The organism is Streptomyces sp. NPDC043996 (assembly GCF_056435225.1).
This window is the reverse complement of the sequence record NZ_JBWKEY010000002.1, coordinates 411,201-436,108: the sequence shown is the minus strand read 5'-3', so window position 1 is coordinate 436,108 and position 24,908 is coordinate 411,201. Positions and strand designations below refer to the sequence as shown.

The 24,908-nt window shown below is 72.9% G+C and carries 1 protein-coding gene; it reads left to right on the top strand.

The genetic code is table 11. The features are described 5' to 3' along the window. Positions 1–117 precede the first annotated feature (117 nt). Positions 118–24,891 (top strand): type I polyketide synthase, encoded by a 24,774-nt coding sequence (locus tag AC07A4_RS06130; protein ID WP_478593639.1) that lies wholly within the window; start codon positions 118–120, stop codon positions 24,889–24,891. The last annotated feature ends 17 nt before the right edge of the window (positions 24,892–24,908 follow it).

Genomic DNA, 24,908 nt, shown 5'->3' with positions numbered 1-24,908 from the left:
ACCTCAGCCGTCACGGCTGGCATCCATCCCAGCCGTCCCGGGCTGTCCCCGGACAACACCGCACGGACTCCCATCCACACGGGTACGGACTCACACCCACAAAGGGGTAGCACGCACATGTCGAACGACGACAAGGTCCTCGACTACTTGAAGCGCCTGACCGCCGACCTGCGGCAGACCAAGCAACGGCTGCGCGAGGTCGAGGAGAAGGCCAGCGAGCCGATCGCGATCGTCGGCATGAGCTGCCGCTTCCCCGGCGGGGCGAACTCGCCCGACCGCCTGTGGAGTCTTGTCGAGTCCGGCGCGGACGCCGTATCCGGGTTCCCCGCCGAGCGGGGCTGGGACGTGGAGTCGCTGTACGACGCGGACCCCGGCCACTCGGGCACCACCTACGCCCGCGAAGGCGGATTCCTGCACGACGCGATGGAGTTCGACGCGGACTTCTTCGGCATCTCGCCCCGCGAGGCCCTCGCCATGGACCCGCAGCAGCGCCTCCTCCTGGAAACCTCCTGGGAGGTGTTCGAACGCGCTGGCATCGACCCCGACTCGCTGCGGGGCAGCCGCTCCGGCGTGTTCGTCGGCACCAACGGCCAGGACTACGCCCAGCTGCTGGTGGCCGCGCAGGAGACGGTCGAGGGCTACGCGGGCACGGGCATCTCCGCGAGCGTCATCTCCGGCCGCCTCTCCTACACCTTCGGCCTCGAAGGCCCGGCCGTGACCGTCGACACGGCGTGCTCGTCGTCGCTGGTGGCGCTGCACCTGGCGGTGCAGTCGCTGCACAAGGGCGAGTGTGAACTGGCGCTCGTCGGCGGTGTGACGGTGATGTCGACGCCGGGTTCGTTCATCGAGTTCAGCCGCCAGCGCGGCCTCGCCCCGGACGGCCGCTGCAAGGCCTTCGCCGACGGCGCCGACGGCACCGGCTGGGGCGAGGGCGTCGGCATGCTCCTCGTCGAGCGGCTCTCCGACGCCCAGCGTAACGGCCACCAGGTGCTCGCGGTGGTCCGTGGCTCGGCGGTCAACCAGGACGGCGCGTCCAACGGCCTGACGGCCCCGAACGGCCCGTCCCAGCAGCGCGTCGTCCGCCAGGCCCTGGCCAGCGCGGGCCTCGCCCCCGCCGACGTGGACGCGGTCGAGGCGCACGGCACCGGAACGCGGCTCGGCGACCCGATCGAGGCCCAGGCCCTGCTCGCCACGTACGGCCAGGACCGCGACGCCGACCGGCCGCTGTGGCTCGGCTCGGTCAAGTCCAACATCGGTCACACGCAGGCCGCCGCCGGCGTGGCGGGCATCATCAAGATGGTCATGGCGATGCGCCACGGCGTCCTGCCCCGCACGCTCCACGTGGACGAGCCGTCGTCGCACGTGGACTGGTCGGCGGGTGCGGTGGAGCTCCTTACGGAGTCCCGGCCGTGGCCGGAGACCGGCCGCGCGCGGCGGGCGGGCGTGTCGTCGTTCGGCGTGAGCGGCACCAACGCGCACACCGTCATCGAACAGGCCCCGGAGCCCGCCCCGGAACCCGACCAGGAGCCCGACCAGCCGACTCCCGCCGTGGCGTCCGCGCCGGGCGGACTCGTGCCGTGGGTCCTTTCGGCCCGGACCACGGAAGCGCTCAGGGAGCAGGCCGAGCGGCTGCGCTCGGAAGCCGCTGCCTTGGACCCCGTGGATGTGGGCTTCTCGCTCGCGACGACGCGGGCGTCGCTGGAGCAGCGCGCGGTCGTCGTAGCGGAGGGCGCTGAGGACCGGCTGACTGCCCTGGCCGCGCTGGCTGAGGGCAGGCAGGCGGCGGGCGTGGTGACGGGCTCCGCCACCACCGGGCTGCTCGGCTTCCTGTTCTCGGGCCAGGGCTCGCAGCGCCTAGGCATGGGGCGTGAACTGGCGGACCGTTTCCCGGTGTTCGCCGAAGCCCTGGAGGAGGTACTGGTCCTCCTGGCGCCCGAGGTGCGTGAAGTGCTGTTCGGTGAGGACGCCGACGCGCTGAACGAGACCGGGGTGACGCAGCCCGCGTTGTTCGCGGTCGAGGTGGCGTTGTTCCGTCTGCTTGAGTCGTGGGGTGTACGGCCGGACATGCTGGCCGGTCACTCGATCGGCGAGCTGGCGGCCGCGCATGTGGCGGGCGTCTGGTCCCTGGCTGATGCGGTGAGGGTGGTGTCGGCCCGTGCTGGGCTGATGCAGGCGCTGCCTGAGGGCGGTGCGATGGTGGCGATCCAGGCGACGGAGGATGAGGTCGCCCCGGAGCTGCCGGAGACGGTAGGGATCGCGGCGGTGAACGGCCCGAACTCGGTGGTCGTCTCTGGTGTGGCCGCTGATGTGGAGGCGGTGGGCGAGCGCTGGCGCGACGCGGGCCGTAAGGTCACCAAGCTGCGCGTCAGCCATGCGTTCCACTCGCCGCTGATGGACCCGATGCTCGACGACTTCCGCCAGGTGCTTGAGGGTGTGTCGTACGAGGCGCCCGCGATCCCCATCGTGTCGACGCTGACGGGCCGTTCGGCTTCGGCGGAGGAGCTGGCGTCGGCGGAGTACTGGGTGCGGCATGTGCGCGAGGCGGTGCGGTTCGCCGACGCCGTCAGCACGCTGCGGGCCGAGGGCGTGACCGCGTTCGTCGAGGTCGGCCCGGGCGGCACGCTGTCCGCTCTCGGCCTGGGCAGCGCGCCCGACGCGGTGTTCCTGCCCGCGCTGCGCGCGGACAGGGCCGAGGAGGCCGCCCTGCTCACCACGGTCGCCGCGCTGCACACGCGCGGCGTGGCCGTCGACTGGACCGCCTACTTCGCGGGCAGCGGAGCCCGACGTGTCGACCTGCCGACGTACGCCTTCCAGCGGGAGCGCTACTGGCTGGACGCCCCGGCCGTCGGCGAGACCGCCGAGCACATGTCTCCGGTGGAGGCGCGGTTCTGGGAGACCGTGGAAGAGGGCGAACTCGGCGACCTCGCCCGCACGTTGGGCGTGTCGTCCGACGACCCGTTCAGCGCGGTGCTGCCCCGCCTCTCCGCCTGGCGCAAGGAGCAGCAGGGGCTGTCCGCCGTGGAGGGCTGGCGGTACCGGGTCGAGTGGCGGCCGGTGGCGGCCGGGTCCCACCGCCTTGACGGCGCCTGGCTGGTCGTGGCGCCGGTGGGCGAGGAGCGGGCCGAGTGGGTGCGCGACGCGCTGACCCGCAACGGCGCGGAGGCACGGGTCCTGCACGTCGACCCGCAGGCCGCCGACTGGGCGGAGCGGCTGTGCGAGCTGCCCGCTCTGAGCGGTGTGGTCTCGCTCCTCGGGCTCGCGGACGCGGGCGCTGCGGCCGTCCCCGCGGGGGTCGTGGCCACGATCGGGCTGCTGCGCGCGTTGGACGAAGCGGGCGTGTCGGCTCCGCTGTGGTGCCTGACGTCGGGCGCGGTGGCGGCAGGCCCGGACGACGCGGTGACCGGGTTCGAGCAGTCGATGGTGTGGGGCCTGGGCCGGGTGGCCGCGCTGGAACAGCCCGGCCGCTGGGGCGGCCTGGTCGATCTGCCGGACGCGCAGGACGACGAGACGACGGGTGATCTGCTGGCCTCGGTGCTTGCCGGGTCGAATGGCGAGGACCAGGTCGCTGTACGCGGCGGCGAGGTCCTCGGCCGCAGGCTGGCACCCGCGCCCTTGGGTGACGCCCCCGCCGAGGGCTGGACGCCGCGCGGCACGGTGCTCGTCACCGGCGGTACCGGTGCGCTCGGCGGACACGTCGCCCGGTGGCTGGCCGCCAAGGGCGCCGAGCACCTGCTCCTGACCAGCAGGCGAGGCCTCGACGCCAAGGGCGCGCGGGAACTGCTGACGGAGCTGACCGAACTGGGCGCCCGCGTCACCATCGCGGCCTGCGACACCACCGACCGGGACGCGCTCGCCGACGTACTCGCCTCGGTGCCCGCCGAGCTCCCGCTCACCGCTGTGGTGCACGCGGCGGGCGTCGAGCGTTCGGCCGCCCTCGCCGACGTAGACCCGTCCGACCTGGGTGAGTTCGCTGACGTACTGGCGGCGAAGGCCGACGGCGCCCGGAACCTGCACGAGCTGCTCGCCGACACGTCGTTGGACGCGTTCGTGCTGTTCTCGTCGATCGCTGGTGTGTGGGGGAGCAGTGGACAGGGCGCGTACGCGGCTGCCAACGCCTACCTGGACGCGCTGGCCGAGCACCGCAGGGCTTCGGGCCTTCCCGCCACGGCCGTGGCGTGGGGCCCGTGGGCCGATGGCGGCATGGTCGCGAACGCCGGGCAGGGCGCTGCGGCGCAGCTGAAGCGTCTTGGCCTGCCGTCGATGGCTCCGGCTGTGGCGATCGCGGGTCTGGCCACGGCGGTGGAGCGTGGTGACGGGAACGTCGTGGTCGCTGATGTGGACTGGGAGCGGTTCGCGGGTACGTTCATGGCGCAGCGCCCGAGCGCGCTGCTGAGTGAACTCCCCGCCGTACGCGCCGCGTTCGAGGCCACGGCGGCGGAGCAGGGTTCGTCGGAACTGGCGCGGCGGCTCGCTGGGCTTGACGAGGCGGAGCAGGAGCGGCAGCTGACCGAGCTGGTCCGTTACGAGGCTGCGGCGGTCCTCGGCCATGTGTCGGCCGACGCGTTCTCCGCCACGCGTGCCTTCAAGGACCTGGGCTTCGACTCGCTGACGGCGGTCGAGCTGCGCTCCCGCCTCAGCGAAGCCACAGGCGTCGCCCTGCCCGCGACCCTGGTCTTCGACTACCCGACCGCCGCCGAACTCGCCGCGTACCTGCGCACCGAACTGTCCGGCGTGGTCGCCGCCACCCCCGCTGCCCCCGTGGCCGCGTCCGGTGCGGTGGACGAGCCGATCGCGATCGTGGCCATGTCCTGCCGCTACCCGGGCGGTGTGGCGAGCCCGGAGGACCTGTGGCAGGTGCTGATGTCGGGCGGCGACGCGGTCGCGGACTTCCCGACCGACCGTGGCTGGGACCTGGAGGCGCTGTACGACCCCGACCCGGATTCGGTGGGGACTTCCTACTCCCGGTCGGGCGCGTTCCTCTCCGGCGTGAGCGGGTTCGACGCGGGCTTCTTCGGCATCTCCCCGCGCGAGGCCCTGGCGATGGACCCGCAGCAGCGCCTCCTCCTGGAAACCTCCTGGGAGGTGCTCGAGCGGGCGGGCATCGACCCGGACTCCCTGCGCGGTGAGCGCGTCGGTGTGTTCGTCGGCTCGAACATGCAGGACTACGGGCGCGTACTGGGCGGGGCCGCCGAGGACGTCGGCGGCTACGCGGCGACCGGCAACGCGGCCAGCGTGGCCTCCGGCCGCCTCTCCTACACCTTCGGCTTCGAGGGCCCGGCCGTGACGGTGGACACGGCGTGCTCGTCTTCCCTGGTCGCCCTGCATCTCGCCGTGCAGGCGCTGCGGTCGGGCGAGTGCTCGCTGGCGCTCGCGGGCGGCGTGACGGTGATGTCGACACCGGGCTCGTTCATCGAGTTCAGCCGCCAGCGCGGTCTGGCCGTGGACGGCCGGTGCAAGGCGTTCGCCGCCGCTGCCGATGGCACCGGCTGGGGCGAGGGCGTCGGCATGCTGTTCGTGGAGCGCCTGTCGGACGCGCAGCGCAACGGCCACCAGGTCCTCGCTGTCGTACGGGGTTCCGCCGTGAACCAGGACGGCGCGTCCAACGGCCTCACCGCGCCGAATGGCCCCTCGCAGCAGCGGGTGATCCGGCAGGCGCTGGCGAGTGCAGGTCTGACTCCGTCCGATGTGGACGCGGTGGAGGCGCACGGTACGGGCACCAAGCTGGGCGACCCGATCGAGGCGCAGGCCCTGCTCGCCACGTACGGCCAGGACCGGGACGCCGACCGGCCGCTGTGGCTCGGCTCGATCAAGTCGAACATCGGTCACACGCAGGCGGCTGCCGGTGTGGCGGGCGTGATCAAGATGGTCATGGCGATGCGCCACGGAGTACTGCCCCGCACGCTGCACGTGGACGAGCCGTCGCCGCACGTCGACTGGTCGGCGGGCGCGGTGGAGCTGCTCGCCGATGAACGCGCGTGGCCTGCGGCGGACCGCCCGTGGCGGGCGGGTGTGTCGTCGTTCGGCTTCAGCGGTACGAACGCGCACGTGATCGTGGAGCAGGCTCCGGTGACGGAGTCGGTGGAGCCGGCGGAGGTCGTGGAGCCGACGGCGGGTGCTGGCGGTCTGGTGCCGTGGGTGCTTTCGGCGGGCGACGAGAACGCGCTGCGCGGCCAGGCGGAGCGCCTGCTCGCCCTCGTGGACGTGCACACCCCTGTCGACATCGCCTACTCCCTCGCGACATCACGGGCCGCGCTGGAGCACCGTGCGGTGGTCGTCGCCGCCGAGCGATCCGAATTCCTGGCCGCGCTGACGGCGCTGGCCGAGGGGCAGACGTCCGGTGCCGTGGTCACGGGCGTGGCCGATGAGCCTGGCCGGGTGGGTTTCCTGTTCTCCGGTCAGGGTTCGCAGCGCCTGGGCATGGGGCGTGAACTGGCGGACCGTTTCCCGGTGTTCGCCGCCGCGCTGGACGAGGTACTGGACCTGCTGGCCCCGCAGGTGCGTGAGGTGCTGTTCGGCGAGGACGCCGACGCGCTGAACGAGACGGGCGTGACGCAGCCCGCGCTCTTCGCGGTCGAGGTGGCGTTGTTCCGTCTGCTTGAGTCGTGGGGTGTACGGCCGGATGTGCTGGCCGGGCATTCGATCGGCGAGCTGGCGGCCGCGCATGTGGCGGGTGTGTGGTCCCTGGCGGACGCCGTGAAGGTGGTGTCGGCCCGTGCTGGGCTGATGCAGGCGCTGCCCACGGGCGGTGCGATGGTCGCGATCCAGGCGACGGAGGATGAGGTCGCCTCGGAGCTGCCGGAGACCGTAGGGATCGCGGCGGTCAACGGCCAGTCTTCGGTGGTCATTTCAGGTGTCGCCGCTGATGCGGAGGCGGTGGGTGAGCGCTGGCGCGAGGCGGGCCGGAAGGTGACGCGGCTGCGTGTCAGCCACGCCTTCCACTCGCCGCTGATGGACCCGATGCTCGCCGACTTCCGCCAGGTCCTGGAAGGCGTGTCGTACGAGGCCCCCGCGCTCCCCATCGTGTCCACGCTGACCGGCGCCCGGGCCACCGCCGAAGAGCTGTGCTCGCCGGAGTACTGGGTGCGGCACGTGCGCGAGGCGGTGCGGTTCGCCGACGCCGTGAGCACCCTCGCCGCTGACGGTGTCCGGACGTTCCTGGAGGTCGGCCCGGGCGGCACGCTGTCCGCCCTTGGCCAGCAGTCCGCGCCGGACGCGGCCTTCGTACCCGTACTGAGGACGGACCGCCCTGAAGAGTCCGCACTCGTCGCCGCGGTGGCCCAGCTGAGCACGTGGGGCCTGCGCGTGGACTGGGAAGCGTTCTTCGCCGGTCGTGGTGCGCGGCGGGTGGACCTGCCGACGTACGCGTTCCAGCGTGAGCGGTTCTGGCCGGAGACGCTGCCGCTGGCCGGTGACGTCTCGGCGGCCGGGCTCGGCGCGCTGGGACATCCGCTGCTGGGCGCGACCGTCGCGGTGGGAGACACGGACGGTGTGCTGCTGACCGGTCGTCTGTCGGTGCGGTCGCATCCGTGGCTGGCTGACTTCGTGGTGCGGGGTTCGGTGGTGCTGCCTGGCGCGGCGTTCGTCGAGCTGGCGGTGCGCGCGGGCGACCAGGTCGGGTGTGACCTGGTGGAGGAACTGACGCTGGAGGTGCCGCTCGTCCTTCCCGAGGGCGGTGCGGTGCCGGTGCAGGTGTGGGTCGGCGCGGCCGACGAGTCCGGCAGGCGCGAACTGACCGTCTACTCCGGTACGGGCGACATCGACGACGGCCGCTCGCTGACTCGGCACGCCACCGGTGTGCTGGCTGTGGGCGGGCGTTCTGGGGCTTCTCTGGTGGAGTGGCCGCCCGCCAAGGCCGAGGCGGTGGACCTGGAGGGGTTCTACGACGGTCTTGCGGATGCCGGGCTTGGTCATGGGCCGGTGTTCCAGGGGCTTGAGGCCGTGTGGCTTGACGGTGGTGAGGCGTTCGCTGAGGCCGTGCTGCCGGAGGGGGTGAAGGCGGACGGGTTTGGTCTGCATCCGGCGCTGTTGGAGGCGGCGCTGCACGCTGCCGGGTTCGTGGGTGAGGCCGCGGTGGACGGGGCGCTGCCGTTCTCGTGGTCGGGTGTGCGGCTGCACGCGTCGGGTGCGACGGTGCTGCGGGTTCGGGTTTCGCCCGCGGGTTCGGACGCGGTCGCGGTGGCGATCGCGGACGGGGCCGGTGCGCCGGTGGCCACGATCGACTCGCTGCGGGTGCGGCCGCTGGCGCTCGAGCGGGTGGCCGACGGCACACACGATGACGCCCTGTTCGGCGTCGACTGGACGCCGGTGTCCCCGTCGGACGGCGGCGACACGCGGCCGATGCGGTGGGCCGACCTGGAGGAACTGGCTCAGCCGTCGGCGGCGGAACCGTCCGACTTCGTGCTGCTGTCGTGCCCGGTCACGGCGTCGGATGACCCGGCCGCCGGTGCGCATGAGGCGGCACGTTGGGCCCTTGCCGTGGTCCAGACGTGGCTTGGCGCCGGACAGGACGACGCGTCGCGTCTGGTGATCCTGACCAGGGGAGCGGTCGCCACCACCGACGCGGAGGACGTGCGGAACCTCGCGCACGCCGCCGTGTGGGGCCTGGTGCGGTCCGCCCAGTCGGAGAACCCGGGCCGGATCGTCCTCGTCGACCTGGACGAGGAGGCCGCCTCGGTCGACGCGCTGCCTGCCGTACTGGCCGCGGATGAGCCGCAGTTGGCGGTGCGCGCGGGTGCTGCCAGCGCTCCGCGTCTGGCTCGGGCCGAGCGGTCCGTCGTGGATGACCCCGGCTTCGGTGCGGGTGCGGTGCTGGTCACCGGTGCGACCGGCACCCTGGGTGGCCTGGTCGCCCGGCATCTGGTCGCCGAGCGAGGCGTGCGGAGCCTGCTCCTGGTCAGTCGGCGTGGCGCTGAGGCCGAGGGCGCGGCTGAGTTGCGGGAGGAGCTGGTCGCGCAGGGCGCCGATGTGGTGCTGGCGGCGTGTGATGTGGCCGACCGGGATGCGCTGGCCGTGCTGCTGGCCGAGCATGAGGTGTCGGCTGTGGTGCACACCGCCGGTGTGCTGGACGACGGTGTGATCGGTTCACTGACCGCCGAGCGGATCGACTCCGTGTTCCGTCCGAAGGTGGATGCGGCCTGGCATCTGCACGAGCTGACCCAGGACTTGGACCTGTCGGCGTTCGTGATGTTCTCGTCCACCGCCGGTTTGTTCGGTGGCGCGGGTCAGGGCAACTACGCGGCCGCGAACGCGTTCCTGGACGCGCTCGCGCAGCACCGCCGGGCATCCGGTCTCGCCGCGACCTCGCTGGCGTGGGGTCTGTGGGAGACGGCCGGTGGCATGGCGGGCAGCCTCGATGACGGGGATGTACGCCGGATCACCAGCGGTGGTGCGATTCCGCTGGCCCCTGCCCAGGGCCTGGCCCTGTTCGACGCGGCGGGCTCGACCGGGCGCGCGCTGCTGGCACCCGTACCGCTGGACTTCACCGTGCTGCGACGGCACGCACGTACTCAGCCGGTCCCGTATCTGCTGCGGGGCCTGGTGCGGAGCACGGCACGCAGGACTGCCGCGTCCGGGGCTGTCGCCGGGTCGGCGCTGGCGCGGTCGCTGGCGGGGCTGACCGCCGCGGAGCGGGAGAAGACCCTGCTCGACCTCGTGCTCGGCCATGTCGCGGTGGTCCTGGGCCACAGCTCGGCGAACGCCGTCGCGCCTGACCGTGCGTTCAAGGAGCTCGGCTTCGACTCGCTCAGCTCCGTCGAACTGCGCAACCACCTGAACGCGGCCACCGAGTTGGCCCTGCCCGCCACGCTGGTCTTCGACTACCCGACGCCCGCCGCACTCGCGGCCCATCTCGGCGCCGAAATGCTGGGCGGGGTGGTCGACGCCGTGAACAGCGGTCCTGCGGTGGCCGTGTCCGACGAGCCGATCGCGATCGTGGGCATGAGCTGCCGGTTCCCCGGCGGGGTCGCATCGCCCGAGGACCTGTGGCGACTGCTGGCCGAGGGCCGCGACGCGGTGTCGGAGTTCCCGAACGACCGTGGCTGGGACCTGGAGTCGCTCTACAACCCGGATGCCGACGGCGTGGGCACGTCGTCCACGCGCATGGGTGCGTTCCTGTCGGGTGTGAGCGGGTTCGACGCGGGCTTCTTCGGGATCTCGCCCCGCGAGGCCCTCGCCATGGACCCGCAGCAGCGCCTCCTCCTGGAAACGTCCTGGGAGGCCTTCGAGCGGGCGGGCATCGACCCGGACTCGCTGCGGGGCAGCCGTTCCGGCGTGTTCGTCGGCACCAACGGCCAGGACTACGCGGCGCTGTTGATGGCCGCGCGGGAGAGCGTCGAGGGCTACGCGGGGACCGGCATCTCGGCGAGCGTCATCTCCGGCCGTCTTTCCTACACCTTCGGCCTTGAGGGCCCGGCCGTGACCGTGGACACCGCGTGCTCGTCGTCGCTGGTGGCCCTGCACCTGGCGGTGCAGGCGCTGCACCAGGGCGAGTGTGAGCTGGCGTTGGTCGGCGGTGTGACGGTGATGTCGACGCCGGGAGCGTTCATCGAGTTCAGCCGCCAGCGCGGGCTTGCTTCGGACGGCCGTGTCAAGGCGTTCGCTGACGGTGCCGACGGCACCGGCTGGGGCGAGGGCGTGGGCATGCTGCTCGTGGAGCGGCTCTCGGACGCCCGCCGCAACGGCCACCAGGTCCTCGCTGTCGTACGGGGCTCGGCCGTGAATCAGGACGGCGCGTCCAACGGCCTCACCGCGCCCAACGGTCCCTCCCAGCAGCGCGTCATTCGTCAGGCGCTGGCCAGCGCGGGCCTCGCTCCGGCGGACGTGGACGCGATGGAGGCGCACGGTACCGGTACGAAGCTCGGCGATCCGATTGAGGCGCAGGCGCTGCTCGCTACGTACGGCCAGGACCGGCGCGAAGGCCAGCCGCTGTGGCTGGGTTCGGTGAAGTCGAACATCGGTCACACGCAGGCGGCTGCTGGTGTGGCGGGCGTGATCAAGATGGTGATGGCGATGCGGCACGGTGTGCTGCCCCAGACGCTGCATGTCGACGAGCCGTCGTCGCACGTGGACTGGTCGGCGGGTGCGGTGGAGCTGCTTACGGAGTCCCGGCCGTGGCCGGAGACTGGTCGTGCGCGGCGGGCGGGTGTGTCGGCGTTCGGCGTGAGCGGTACGAACGCGCACGCCGTCATCGAGCAGGCCCCCGTGACCGAGCAGGAAGCGGCTCCGGAGCCGGTCCATGGCGGCGGGCTGGTGCCGTGGGTCCTTTCGGCCCGGAGCGTGGAAGCGCTGCGGGGGCAGGCCGAACGGCTGCGCTCCGGCACGGTGGATGCGCACCCCGTGGACGTGGGGTTCTCGCTCGCTACGACGCGGGCGTCGCTGGAGCAGCGCGCGGTCGTCGTGGCGGAGGGTACGGAGGACCGGCTGACTGCCCTGGCCGCGCTGGCTGAGGGCAGGCAGGCGGCGGGCGTGGTGACGGGCTCTGTCGTCACCGGGCTGCTCGGCTTCCTGTTCTCGGGTCAGGGCTCGCAGCGCCTCGGTATGGGGCGTGAACTGGCGGGCCGTTTCCCGGTGTTCGCCGAGGCACTGGATGAGGTGCTGGGGCTCTTGGCGCCCGAGGTGCGTGAGGTGCTGTTCGGTGAGGACGCTGAGGCGCTGAATGAGACGGGGGTGACGCAGCCCGCGCTGTTCGCGGTCGAGGTGGCGCTGTTCCGTCTGCTCGAGTCGTGGGGCATACGGCCGGATGTGCTGGCCGGACACTCGATTGGCGAGCTGGCCGCCGCGCATGTCTCCGGTGTGTGGTCCCTGGCGGACGCGGTGAAGGTGGTGTCGGCTCGGGGTGCGCTGATGCAGGCGCTGCCCGCAGGCGGTGCGATGGTCGCGATCCAGGCGACGGAGGCTGAGGTCGCGGCGGAGCTGCCGGAGACCGTCGGGGTCGCGGCGGTGAACGGGCCGTCGTCGATCGTCATCTCTGGTGTCGCCGCTGATGTGGAGGTGGTGGGCGAGCGCTGGCGTGAGGCCGGGCGGAAGGTGACGCGACTCCGCGTCAGTCACGCCTTCCACTCGCCGCTGATGGACCCCATGCTCGACGACTTCCGCGCGGTACTTGAGAGCGTGTCGTACGAGGCGCCCGCGATTCCGATCGTGTCGACGCTGACGGGGCGGTTGGTCACGGCCGAAGAGCTGGCTTCGGTGGAGTACTGGGTGCGCCATGTGCGCGAGGCGGTGCGGTTCGCCGACGCCGTGAGCACCCTGGTCGCGGAGGGAGTCGGCACGTTCGTCGAGGTCGGGCCGGGCGGAACGCTGTCGGCACTGGGCCAGGAGTCCGCGCCCGACGCCGGGTTCATTCCGGCGCTGCGGGCCGACCGCCCGGAGGAGTCCGCGCTGACCTCCGCCATCGCGGAGGCGTACCTGCGGGGCACCCAGGTGGACTGGGCCGCCTACTTCGCGGGCAGCGGGGCCCGGCGGGTCGACCTGCCGACGTACGCCTTCCAGCACGAGCGCTTCTGGCTCGACGCGTCGCCGCTGGCCGGTGATGTCGCGGCGGCCGGGCTCGGCGCGGCGGAGCATCCGCTGTTGGGCGCGACGGTTACTCTCGGCGGTTCGGACGGTGTGCTGCTGACTGGTCGTCTGTCGGTTCAGACGCATCCCTGGCTGGCTGAATCCGTGGTTCAGGGTGCGGTGTTGCTGCCGGGTGCGGCGTTCGTGGACCTTGCGGTGCGTGCGGGTGACCAGGTCGGGTGTGACCTGGTGGAGGAGCTGACGCTGGAGGCGCCGCTCGTGCTGCCGGAGAGTGGTGCGGTACGGGTGCAGGTGTGGGTCGGTGCCGAGGACGCCGCTGGCAGGCGTGAGCTGACCTTCCACTCCAGCACGGGCGATGACCAGACGTGGACCCGGCACGCCACCGGTGTGCTGGGTGTGGGTGGACGTACTGGGGATTCCCTCGACCAGTGGCCGCCCGCCCAGGCCGAGGTGGTGGACCTGGAGGGGTTCTACGACGGGCTTGCGGACGGGGGGCTCGGCTATGGGCCGGTGTTCCAGGGGCTGCGGGCCGCGTGGCGCAGTGGTGATGAGGTGTTCGCCGAGGTCGCGCTGCCGGAGGGCGTGAAGGCCGACGGGTTCGGCCTGCACCCGGCGCTGTTGGAGTCCGCGCTGCATGCCGCCGTGCTTTTGGGTGGGGCTGAGGCGGTGGACGGGAACGTGCCGTTCTCCTGGTCGGGTGTGCGGCTGCACGCGTCGGGTGCGATGGTGCTGCGGGTGCGGGTTTCGTCTACGGGCTCGGACGCGGTGGCCCTGACCGTCGCGGACGGGGCTGGTGCCCCCGTGGCCACAGTCGACTCACTGCTGCTGCGGCCCGCGTCGGCGACGCCGTCGCGGCAGGACGGGGAGGCGCTGTTCGGCGTCGACTGGGTGCCGGTGCCGGTGCCGGTGCCTGTGTCCGATGGTGATGTGCCGGTGGTCGTGTGGACCACGGATCTGGGCGAGCTGGCGGAGTCGGCGGCGGAACCGTCTGACTTCGTGGCCCTGTCGTGCCCGGTCACGGCCCGCGACGACCAGGCCACCAGCGCGCACCAGGCGGCGCACTGGGCGCTGAACGCGGTCCAGACGTGGCTTGGCGATGGGCGGTTTGACGGGACGCGGCTGGTCATCGTGACCAGGGGAGCGGTTGCCGCCACGGACGGCGAGGCTGTGCGTGACCTGGCGCAGGCGGCGGTGTGGGGTCTGGTGCGCTCGGCGCAGTCGGAGAACCCCGACCGGATCGTCCTCGTCGACCTGGACGAGAACGCGGCATCGGTCGATGCGATGCCTTCTGTACTGACGTCTGGTGAGCCGCAGTTGGCAGTGCGCGCGGGTGCTGCCAGCGCGCCGCGTCTGGCCCGGGCCAAGCGGTCCGTCGTGGATGACCCGGGCTTCGGTGAGGGTGCGGTGCTGGTCACCGGTGCGACGGGCACCCTGGGCGGTCTGGTCGCCCGGCATCTGGTCGCCGAGCGAGGTGTGCGCAGCCTGCTCCTGGTGAGCAGGCGTGGCGCTGAGGCCGAGGGCGCGGCCGAGTTGCGGGAGGACCTGGTCGCGCAGGGCGCCGATGTCGTGCTGGCGGCGTGTGATGTGGCCGACCGCGATGCCCTGGCCGCACTGCTGGGTGAGCATGAGGTGTCGGCCGTGGTGCACACCGCCGGTGTGCTGGACGACGGAGTGATCGGTTCGCTGACCCCGGAGCGGATCGACTCCGTCTTCCGCCCGAAGGCGGACGCGGCCTGGCATCTGCACGAGCTGACGCAGGACTTGGACCTGTCCGCCTTCGTGATGTTCTCCTCCGCCGCCGGTGTCTTCGGCGGCCCGGGCCAGGGCAACTACGCGGCTGCGAACGCGTTCCTGGACGCGCTCGCGCAGCACCGCCGGGCATCCGGCCTCGCCGCGACCTCGCTGGCCTGGGGCCTGTGGGCCACGGGCGGCGGCATGGCGGGCAGCCTCGACGACGCCGACGCGCGGCGGATGGCCAGGGGCGGTGTGCTCCCGCTGGGCGCGGCCGAGGGCCTGGCGCTGTTCGACGCGGCGGGCTCGACCGGGCGTGCGCTCCTGGCACCCGTACCGCTCGATCTGCCCGCGCTACGCCGCCACGCACGTACGCAGCCGGTCCCGCATCTGCTGCGGGGCCTGGTGCGGAGCACGGCACGTAGGACTGCCGCGTCCGGGGCTGTCGCCGGGTCGGCGCTGGCGCGGTCGCTGGCGGGGCTGACCGCCGCGGAGCGGGAGAAGACGCTGCTCGACCTCGTGCTCGGCCATGTCGCCGTGGTCCTGGGGCACAGCTCGGCGAACGCCGTCGCGCCTGACCGTGCGTTCAAGGAGCTCGGCTTCGACTCGCTCAGCTCCGTCGAACTGCGCAACCGGCTCAACGCGGCCACCGAGTTGGCCCTGCCCGCCACGCTGGTCTTCGACTACCCGACGCCCGCCGCACTCGTGGCGTACCTCGGCGCCGAGCTGGCAGGCGAACCCGCCGCCACGTCCTCGACCCACACGGCCATGGCCGTGTCCGACGAACCGCTCGCGATCGTGGGCATGAGCTGCCGGTTCCCCGGCGGGGTCGCATCGCCCGAGGACCTGTGGCGACTGCTGGCCGAGGGCCGCGACGCGGTGTCGGAGTTCCCGAACGACCGGGGCTGGGACCTGGACTCGCTGTACGACCCGGACTCTGATCAGTCGGGCACCACGTACAGCCGTATGGGTGCCTTCCTTGAGCGTGTGGCGGACTTCGACCCGGCGTTCTTCGGGATCTCGCCGCGCGAGGCCCTCGCCATGGACCCGCAGCAGCGGCTCCTCCTGGAAACCTCCTGGGAGGCCTTCGAGCGGGCGGGCATCGACCCGAATTCACTGCGGGGCAGCCGTTCCGGCGTGTTCGTCGGTACCAACGGCCAGGACTACGCGGCGCTGCTGATGGCCGCCCAAGAGAGCGTCGAAGGCTACGCGGGCACCGGCAACGCGGCGAGCGTCATCTCCGGCCGTCTGTCGTACACGTTCGGCCTTGAGGGCCCGGCCGTGACGGTGGACACCGCGTGCTCGTCGTCCCTGGTCGCGCTGCACTGGGCGAGCCAGGCGCTGCACAACGGGGAGTGCGAACTGGCGCTCGTCGGTGGTGTGACGGTGATGTCGACGCCGGGTGCGTTCATCGAGTTCAGCCGCCAGCGCGGCCTCGCGGCGGACGGCCGTGTCAAGGCGTTCGCCGACGGTGCCGACGGCACCGGCTGGGGCGAAGGCGTCGGCATGCTCCTCGTGGAGCGCCTGTCGGACGCGCAGCGCAACGGCCACCAGGTCCTCGCCGTGATCCGTGGCTCGGCCGTCAACCAGGACGGCGCGTCCAACGGCCTCACCGCCCCGAACGGCCCCGCGCAGCAGCGCGTCATCCGTCAGGCGCTCGCCAGCGCGGGCCTCGCCCCGGCGGACGTGGACGCGATGGAGGCGCACGGTACGGGCACCAAGCTGGGCGATCCGATCGAGGCACAGGCGCTGCTCGCTACGTACGGCCAGGACCGGCCCGAAGGCCAGCCGCTGTGGCTGGGGTCGCTGAAGTCGAACATCGGTCACACGCAGGCCGCCGCTGGTGTGGCGGGCGTGATCAAGATGGTGATGGCGATGCGGCATGGTGTGCTGCCGCAGACGCTGCATGTCGACGAGCCGTCGTCGCACGTGGACTGGTCGGCGGGTGCGGTGGAGCTCCTCACGGAGTCCCGGCCGTGGCCGGAGACCGGTCGTGCGCGGCGGGCGGGTGTGTCGGCGTTCGGCGTGAGCGGTACGAACGCTCACGCCGTCATCGAGCAGGCCCCCGTGACCCAGCGTGAGGAGACGCCGGAGCCGTTGCCCGTCGGGACGGTCCTCCCGTGGCCGCTGTCGGCCAAGAGCCCCGAGGCACTGCGCGAGCAGGCAGCGCGGCTGAAGTCCTTCCTGGACGAGGCGCCGGATCTGTCCGTGTCGGACGTGAGCCATGCGCTGGTGTCTTCGCGCGCGGCCCTGGAGCACCGCGCGGTGGTCGTCGCCGCCGAGCCCGCCGCGTTCCTGTCGGCGCTGACCGCGCTCGCCGAGGGACGCGAGGAACCGGGCGTCGTGAAGGGTGAGGCCGCCTCGCACCGGGTGGGTTTCCTGTTCTCGGGTCAGGGTTCGCAGCGCCTCGGCATGGGGCGTGAACTGGCCAACCGTTTCCCGGTGTTCGCGGAAAAGCTGGACGAGGTGCTGGACTTCCTGGCACCTGAGGTCCGGGAAGTGCTGTTCGGCGACGACGCCGACGCGCTGAATGAGACGGGGGTGACGCAGCCCGCGCTGTTCGCGGTCGAGGTGGCGCTGTTCCGGCTCCTTGAGTCCTGGGGTGTACGTGCCGACGTACTCGCCGGGCACTCCATCGGCGAGCTGGCCGCCGCCCATGTCTCCGGTGTGTGGTCCCTCGCGGACGCCGCCAAGGTCGTGTCGGCGCGCGGCGCGCTGATGCAGGCACTGCCCACGGGCGGCGCGATGGTGGCGATCCAGGCGACGGAGGATGAGGTCGCGGCGGAGCTTCCGGAGACCGTCGGGATCGCGGCGGTGAATGGGCCGTCGTCGGTGGTCGTCTCTGGTGTGGCCGCTGATGTGGAGGCTGTTGGCGAGCGCTGGCGCGAGGCGGGCCGGAAGGTGACGCGACTCCGCGTCAGCCACGCCTTCCACTCGCCGCTGATGGACCCGATGTTCGACGACTTCCGCCGCGTGCTGGAAGAGGTGTCGTACGAAACGCCCGCGCTCCCCATCGTGTCCACGCTGACCGGAGCCCGGGCCACCGCCGAGGAACTCGCCTCGCCGGAGTACTGGGTGCGCCACGTGCGCGAGTCGGTGCGGTTCGCCGACGCCGTCGGCACCCTCGCGAACGACGGCGTGACCGCGTTCGTCGAGGTCGGCCCGGGCGGCACGCTGTCCGCGCTTGGCCGGGAGTCCGCGCCGGACGCGGTCTTCGTACCCGTACTGCGTGGTGACCGGCCGGAGACGGTGGCCGTCACGGCGGCGGCGGGGCAGCTGCACGCGCACGGGGTGCGGGTGGACTGGGAAGCGTTCCTCGGGGGTCGTGGCGCGCGGCGGGTCGACCTGCCGACGTACGCGTTCCAGCGTGAGCGGTTCTGGCCTGAGGTGCTGCCGTTGGCCGGTGATGTCTCGGCGGCGGGGCTCGGTGCGGCGGAGCACCCGCTGCTCGGCGCGTCCGTTGTCATCGGCGGCACGGACGGCGTACTCCTGACCGGTCGTCTGTCGGTCCAGACGCACCCGTGGCTGGCTGAGTCCGTGGTTCAGGGTTCGGTGTTGCTGCCGGGTGCGGCGTTCGTGGACCTTGCGGTGCGTGCGGGTGACCAGGTCGGGTGTGACCTGGTGGAGGAGCTGACGCTGGAGGCGCCGCTCGTGCTGCCGGAGAGTGGTGCGGTACGGGTGCAGGTGTGGGTCGGTGCCGAGGACGCCGCTGGTAGGCGTGAGCTGACCTTCCACTCCAGCACGGGCGACGACCAGCCGTGGACCCGGCACGCCACCGGCGTCCTGGGCACGGGAGGCCGCTCCGCTGGGACGTCCCTGGACCAGTGGCCGCCCGCCCAGGCCGAGGCCGTGGACCTGGACGGCCTCTACGGCCACATGTCCGACGGCGGCTTCGCCTACGGGCCCGTGTTCCAAGGGCTGCGGGCCGCGTGGCGCAAGAGCGGTGAGGTGTTCGCCGAGGTCGCGCTGCCCGAGGGCGTGAAGGCCGACGGGTTCGGTCTGCACCCGGCGCTGTTGGAGGCCGCACTGCATGCCACCGGGCTCACGAGTGAGGCCGACGCTCCCGGCAAGCTGCCGTTCTCCTGGTCGGGGGTACGTCTGCACGCGTCCGGCGCGACCATGCTGCGGGTGCGGCTCGCGCCCACGGGACCGGACGCGGTGGCCCTGACGGTCGCCGACGGTTCCGGTGCCCCGGTGGCCACGATCGACTCGCTGGTACTGCGCGCTGCCTCGGCGACACGCTCGCGGCAGGACCGGGAGGCGCTGTACGGCGTCGACTGGGTGCCGGTGTCCCCGTCGGAGGGCGACGTCCCGACGACGCGGTGGATCACGGTCCTGGAGGAACTGGCCCAGTCGCCATCGGCGGAACTGCCCGACTTCGTCGTGCTGTCGTGCCCGGCCACGGACCTCGACGACCCGGCCACCAACGCGCACGAGGCGGCTCACTGGGCGCTGAACGCGGTCCAGACGTGGCTTGGCGATGGGCGGTTTGACGGGACGCGGCTGGTCATCGTGACCAGGGGAGCGGTCCCCGCCACGGACGGCGAGGCTGTGCGCGACCTCGCGCAGGCGGCGGTGTGGGGTCTGGTGCGCTCGGCGCAGTCGGAGAACCCCGACCGGATCGTCCTCGTCGACCTCGACGCAGACGAAGGCGAAGGCGAAGGCGACGGCGAAGGCGAAGGGGACGGCGAAGAGGCCGTCTCGGTCAATGCGTTGCCTTCTGTACTGGCCTCTGGTGAGCCGCAGTTGGCGGTGCGTTCCGGGGCCGTGAGTGCTCCGCGTCTGGCTCGGGCCGAGCGGTCCGTCGTCGATGACCCGGGCTTCGGTGCGGGTGCGGTGCTGGTCACCGGTGCGACGGGCACCCTGGGCGGTCTCGTCGCCCGGCATCTGGTCGCCGAACGAGGCGTGCGCAGCCTGCTCCTGCTCAGCACGAGCGGCCCCGAGGCCGAAGGCGCCGAGGAACTGCGGGAGGACCTGGCCGCGCAGGGCGCCGACGTGGTCCTGGCGGCGTGTGATGTGGCCGACCGGGACGCGCTGGCCGCTCTGCTGGCCGAGCACCCCATCACCGCCGTCGTGCACACCGCCGGTGTGCTGGACGACGGAGTGATCGGTTCACTGACCCCCGACCGGATCGACTCCGCCTTCCGTCCGAAGGCGGACGCGGCCTGGCATCTGCACGAGCTGACCCAGGACTCGAACCTCTCCGCCTTCGTGATGTTCTCGTCCGCCGCCGGTGTGTTCGGCGGCCCGGGTCAGGGCAACTACGCGGCCGCGAACGCGTTCCTGGACGCGCTCGCGCAGCACCGTCAGGCATCCGGCCTCGCCGCGACCTCGCTGGCCTGGGGCCCGTGGGAGACAGGCGGTGCGGTGACCGGTGCCGACGTGCGGCCGACCGGTGACGGCACGCTCCCGCTGAGCCCGGCCGAAGGTCTGGCGCTGTTCGACGCGGCGGGCTCGACCGGGCGCGCGCTGCTGGCGCCCGTACCGCTCGATCTGCCCGCGCTGCGGCGGCAGGCGCGCACCCAGCCGGTGCCGCATCTGCTGCGGGGCCTGGTGCGGAGCACCGTGCGCAGGACCGCCGCGTCCGGGGCTGTCGCCGGGTCGGCCCTTACGCGGTCGCTGGCGGGGCTGACCGCCGTGGAGCGGGAGAAGACGCTGCTCGACCTCGTCCTCGGGCATGTCGCCGTGGTGCTCGGTCACAGCTCGGCGAACGCCGTCGCGCCTGACCGTGCGTTCAAGGAGCTCGGCTTCGACTCGCTGACCGCCGTCGAGTTCCGCGACCGGCTCAACACGGCCACCGAGCTGCGTCTGCCCGCGACGCTGGTCTTCGACTACCCGACGCCCGCCGCGCTCGTCGCGTACCTCGGTGCCGAGCTGGCGGGCGAGCCCGCCGCCATGGCATCGGCGCACACGGTCATGACCGTGGCCGTGGCCGACGACCCGATCGCGATCGTCGGCATGAGCTGCCGCTACCCCGGCGGCGTCCGCTCCCCGGAGGACCTGTGGCGGCTCGTGCGCGACGAGGTCGACGCCATCAGCGAGTTCCCCGCGAACCGAGGCTGGGACCTGGACGCCCTGTACCACCCGGACCCCGCGCACGTGGGCACCTCCTACACCCGTGAGGGCGGCTTCCTGTACGACGCCGACCTCTTCGACCCGGCGTTCTTCGGGATCTCGCCGCGCGAGGCCCTCGCCATGGACCCGCAGCAGCGGCTCCTCCTGGAAACCTCCTGGGAGGCCTTCGAACGTGCCGGTGTCGACCCGGACTCGGTGCGGGGCCGCGACATCGGAGTCTTCGCCGGTACCAGCCTCCAGGACTACGTCAGCTTGCTGGCGGGCAGCCAGGAGAGCGTCGAGGGATACGTCGGCACGGGCAACGCGGCGAGCGTCATGGCCGGTCGTCTCTCGTACACGTTCGGCCTTGAGGGCCCGGCCGTGACCGTGGACACCGCGTGCTCGTCGTCGCTGGTGGCGATGCACCTCGCCGCGCAGGCGCTGCGGTCGGGCGAGTGCTCGCTGGCCCTGGCGGGCGGCGTGACGGTGATGTCGACGCCGGGCGCGTTCCTGGACTTCAGCCGCCAGCGCGGCCTGTCCGCCGACGGCCGGTGCAAGTCCTTCTCGTCGGACGCGGACGGCACCGGCTGGGGCGAGGGCGTCGGCATGCTCGTACTGGAACGGCTCTCGGACGCCCGGCGCAACGGACACCACGTCCTCGCGGTCCTCCGCGGCTCGGCCGTCAACCAGGACGGCGCGTCCAACGGCCTCACCGCCCCCAACGGGCCCGCGCAGCAGCGCGTCATCCGCCAGGCGCTCGCCAGCGCCGGTCTCGCGTCGGCCGACGTCGACGCGATGGAGGCGCACGGTACGGGCACCAGGCTCGGCGACCCGATCGAGGCGCAGGCCCTGCTCGCCACGTACGGGCAGGACCGCGACGAGGACCGGCCGCTGTGGCTGGGGTCGCTGAAGTCCAACATCGGTCACACGCAGGCCGCCGCCGGTGTGGCGGGCGTCATCAAGATGGTGATGGCGATGCGCAACGGCGTACTGCCCCGGACCCTGAACGTCGAGGGGCCGACCCCGCAGGTCGACTGGTCGGCCGGCGACATCGAACTCCTCACCGAGGCCCGGCCCTGGCCGGAGACGGACCGGCCGCGCAGGTTCGCCGTGTCGTCCTTCGGGTTCAGCGGCACCAACGCGCACGCCATCATCGAGCAGGCCCCGGCCACCGGGGCCGCCGCGCCGAAGGCCGTCCCGGACACGTCCGTGCCGCCGCTCCTGGTGTCGGGCCGGGGCGACGACGCGCTGCGGGCGCAGGCCGAACGGCTGCACGCCCACCTCGTGGCGCACCCGGAGCTGCACCCGCTCGACATCGCCACCACGCTCGCGGCGGCACGAGCCGCCCTCGGCCACCGGGCGGTCGTCGTCGGCCAGGACCGCGAAGCGCAGCTCACGGCCCTCAAGGCGCTCGCCGACGGGCGGACCGCGAGCGGCCTCGTCTCCGGCGCCGCCACCGGGCACCGCCTGGCCTTCCTGTTCTCCGGACAGGGCGCCCAGCGCCTCGGCATGGGACGCGAACTGTACGGCCGCTTCCCGGTGTTCGCCGACGCGATGGACGCGGTCCTCGCGGAGGTCGACCCGCGCGTGCGTGAGGTGCTGTTCGGTGAGCACGAGGAGGAGAATGCCGAGGCCCTGAACGAGACGGGGGTGACGCAGCCCGCGCTGTTCGCCGTCGAGGTCGCGCTGTTCCGGCTCCTGGAGTCCTGGGGTGTGCGTCCCGACGTACTCGCCGGGCATTCGATCGGTGAGTTGGCCGCCGCCCACGTCGCGGGCGTGTGGTCCCTCGCGGATGCGGTGAAGGTCGTGTCGGCGCGCGGCGCGCTGATGCAGGCGCTGCCCGCGGGCGGCGCGATGGCCGCGATCCAGGCCACCGAGGCCGAGATCCTGCCGGAGCTGACCGACACCGTCGGCATCGCCGCGGTGAACGGACCGACCTCGGTGGTCGTCTCGGGCGTCGCCGCCGAAGTGGAGGCCCTCGCCGAACGCTGGCGCGCCGCGGGCAGGAAGGTGTCGCGGCTCCGCGTCAGCCACGCCTTCCACTCGCCGCTCATGGAGCCCATGCTCGACGACTTCCGCCGCGTGCTGGAAGGCGTGTCGTACGACGCGCCCGCCATCCCGATCGTGTCTACCCTGACCGGCGCACCGGCGACCCCGCAGGAACTGGGCTCCCCGGAGTACTGGGTGCGGCACGTGCGGGAAGCCGTGCGGTTCGCCGACGCCATCGGCACGCTGCGCGAACAGGGCGCTGACGTGTTCCTGGAGATCGGTCCCGGTGGCACGCTCTCGGCACTGGGCCAGGAGACCGCGCCCGACGCCGCGTTCGTGCCCGCGCTGCGGAACGACCGCCCCGAAGCGCTCGAACTGGCCACGGCCGCGGGCCGACTGCACGTGCTCGGCGTCACCGTCGACTGGACCGACCTGACCACCGGTGGCGAGCACCTCGACCTGCCCACCTACGCCTTCCAGCGCGAGAGGTTCTGGCCGACGCTGGCCGAGGCCCCATCGGGCGACGTCTCCGGGGCCGTCGACGCGCGGTTCTGGGCGGCCGTCGCGGACGGCGACCTCGGTGAACTCGCGGACGAGCTGGCCGTGTCCCCCGACGACCCGATCGGCGCGGTGCTGCCCCGCCTCACGTCGTGGCGGCGCGAACAGGCGGCGAACTCCGCCGCCGACAGCTGGCGCTACGGCGTGGCCTGGCAGCCGGTGAGCGAACCCACCCCGGCGCTCACGGGTACCTGGCTCGTGGTCAGCAGGGACGGCGCCGGTGAGGAAGCCGTCGCCGCCGCCCTGGGCAAGTACGGCGCGCGCGTGCTGCCGGTCAGGACCGGCGACGCCGTGGACCGCGCGGCGTTGACCGGCCGCATGGCGACCGACGAGCCCGTCACGGGCGTACTGTCGCTGTTCGCGCTCGACTCCGCGCTGCCGTCCGGCGGCCTGGCGGCGACCCTCGCCCTCGTCCAGGCCCTCGGCGACACTGGACTCGCCGCACCGCTGTGGTGCGCGACCCGCAACGCCGTCACGACCGGTGGCTCCGACACGTCCACAAGCCCCGACCAGGCGATGGTGTGGGGACTCGGCCGGGTCGTCGGCCTCGAACACCCCGAACGCTGGGGCGGCCTCGTCGACCTGCCCGACACCCTGCCCGACACCATGGACGAGCGCACCGGCGCCCGCCTCGCCGGTGTCCTGTCCGGCACGACGGGGGAGGACCAAGTGGCGCTGCGTGCCAGCGGAGTGCTCGCCCGCAGGCTCGTACCGGCGTCCTCGGGCCGCGTCGGAGACTGGAACCCCAGCGGCACGGTCCTCGTCACCGGCGGCACCGGCGCGCTCGGCGGACACGTCGCCCGGTGGCTGATCGCCAAGGGCGCCGAGCATCTGCTGCTGACCAGCAGGCGCGGCCCCGCCGCCGACGGCGCCGACGAGCTGCGCGCGGAGCTGACCGCGCTCGGCGCCCGCGTCACCATCGCCGCCTGCGACGTCACCGACCGGGACGCCCTTGCGGAGCTGCTGGCCTCGGTGCCCGCCGAGTTCCCGCTCACCGCGGTCGTGCACGCGGCGGGAGTCCTCGACGACGGCGTGCTCTCCGCGCTCACCCCGGACCGGCTCCACGCCGTACTGCGGCCGAAGGTCGACGCCGCGATCAACCTGGACGAGCTGACCCGCGACCTGGAGCTGTCCGCGTTCGTGATGTTCTCCTCCCTGTCGGGCACGATGGGCGGGTCAGGCCAGGGCAACTACGCGGCCGCCAACACCTACCTCGAAGCGCTCGCGGAACGGCGCGCGGCGGCGGGCCTGCCCGCCACCGCCGTCGCCTGGGGGCCGTGGGACGGCGGCGGCATGGCCGAAGGGCCGCTCGGCGACGCCCTGCGCCGCCGGGGCCTGTCCCCGATGGCACCGGAGCGGGCCGTCGCCGCCCTCGACCGGGCCATCCGCCACGGCGCGCCGATGGCACTGGTGGCGGACATCGACTGGGACCTCTTCGGCGCCGCCTTCACCGCGGTGCGGCCGAGCCCGCTCCTGCGGGAGCTGCGCGGCACCCACGGCGCCCAGAAGGCCACCGACGCGGCGGCGCCCGCCGACCTGAAGGACCAGCTCACCGCGCTGTCCGGGGCGGAGCGCGAACGCGCCGTCCTCGACCTGGTCCGGGAGCACGCGGCGGCCGTACTCGGCCACGACGGCACCAAACTGGTGGAGCCGGGCCGGGCGTTCCAGGAACTCGGCTTCGACTCGCTCACCTCCGTCGAGTTCCGCAACCTCCTGAACGTGGCCACCGGCCTCAGCCTGTCCGCCACGCTCGTCTTCGACCACCCCACACCGGCCGCGCTCGCCGCGCACGTACTCGAAGCGCTGCCGGGAGGCGGCGCGCCGACCATCGACGCGGAGCTGGACCGCCTTGAGTCCGCACTGTCCCTCCTGACGCCCGACGGCGAGCAGAGCGCCGCCGTCAGCACCCGACTCCGTGCGCTGCTGTCCAGCTGGGACGAAGCGCACACCCGCACGGAGCCCGCCGAGTCCACCACGGACGCGCGCACGGCGACGGCGGACGAGCTGCTCGCGCTGCTCGACGAACAACTCGGCAACTCCTGAGCACCAGCCGCTCGCGC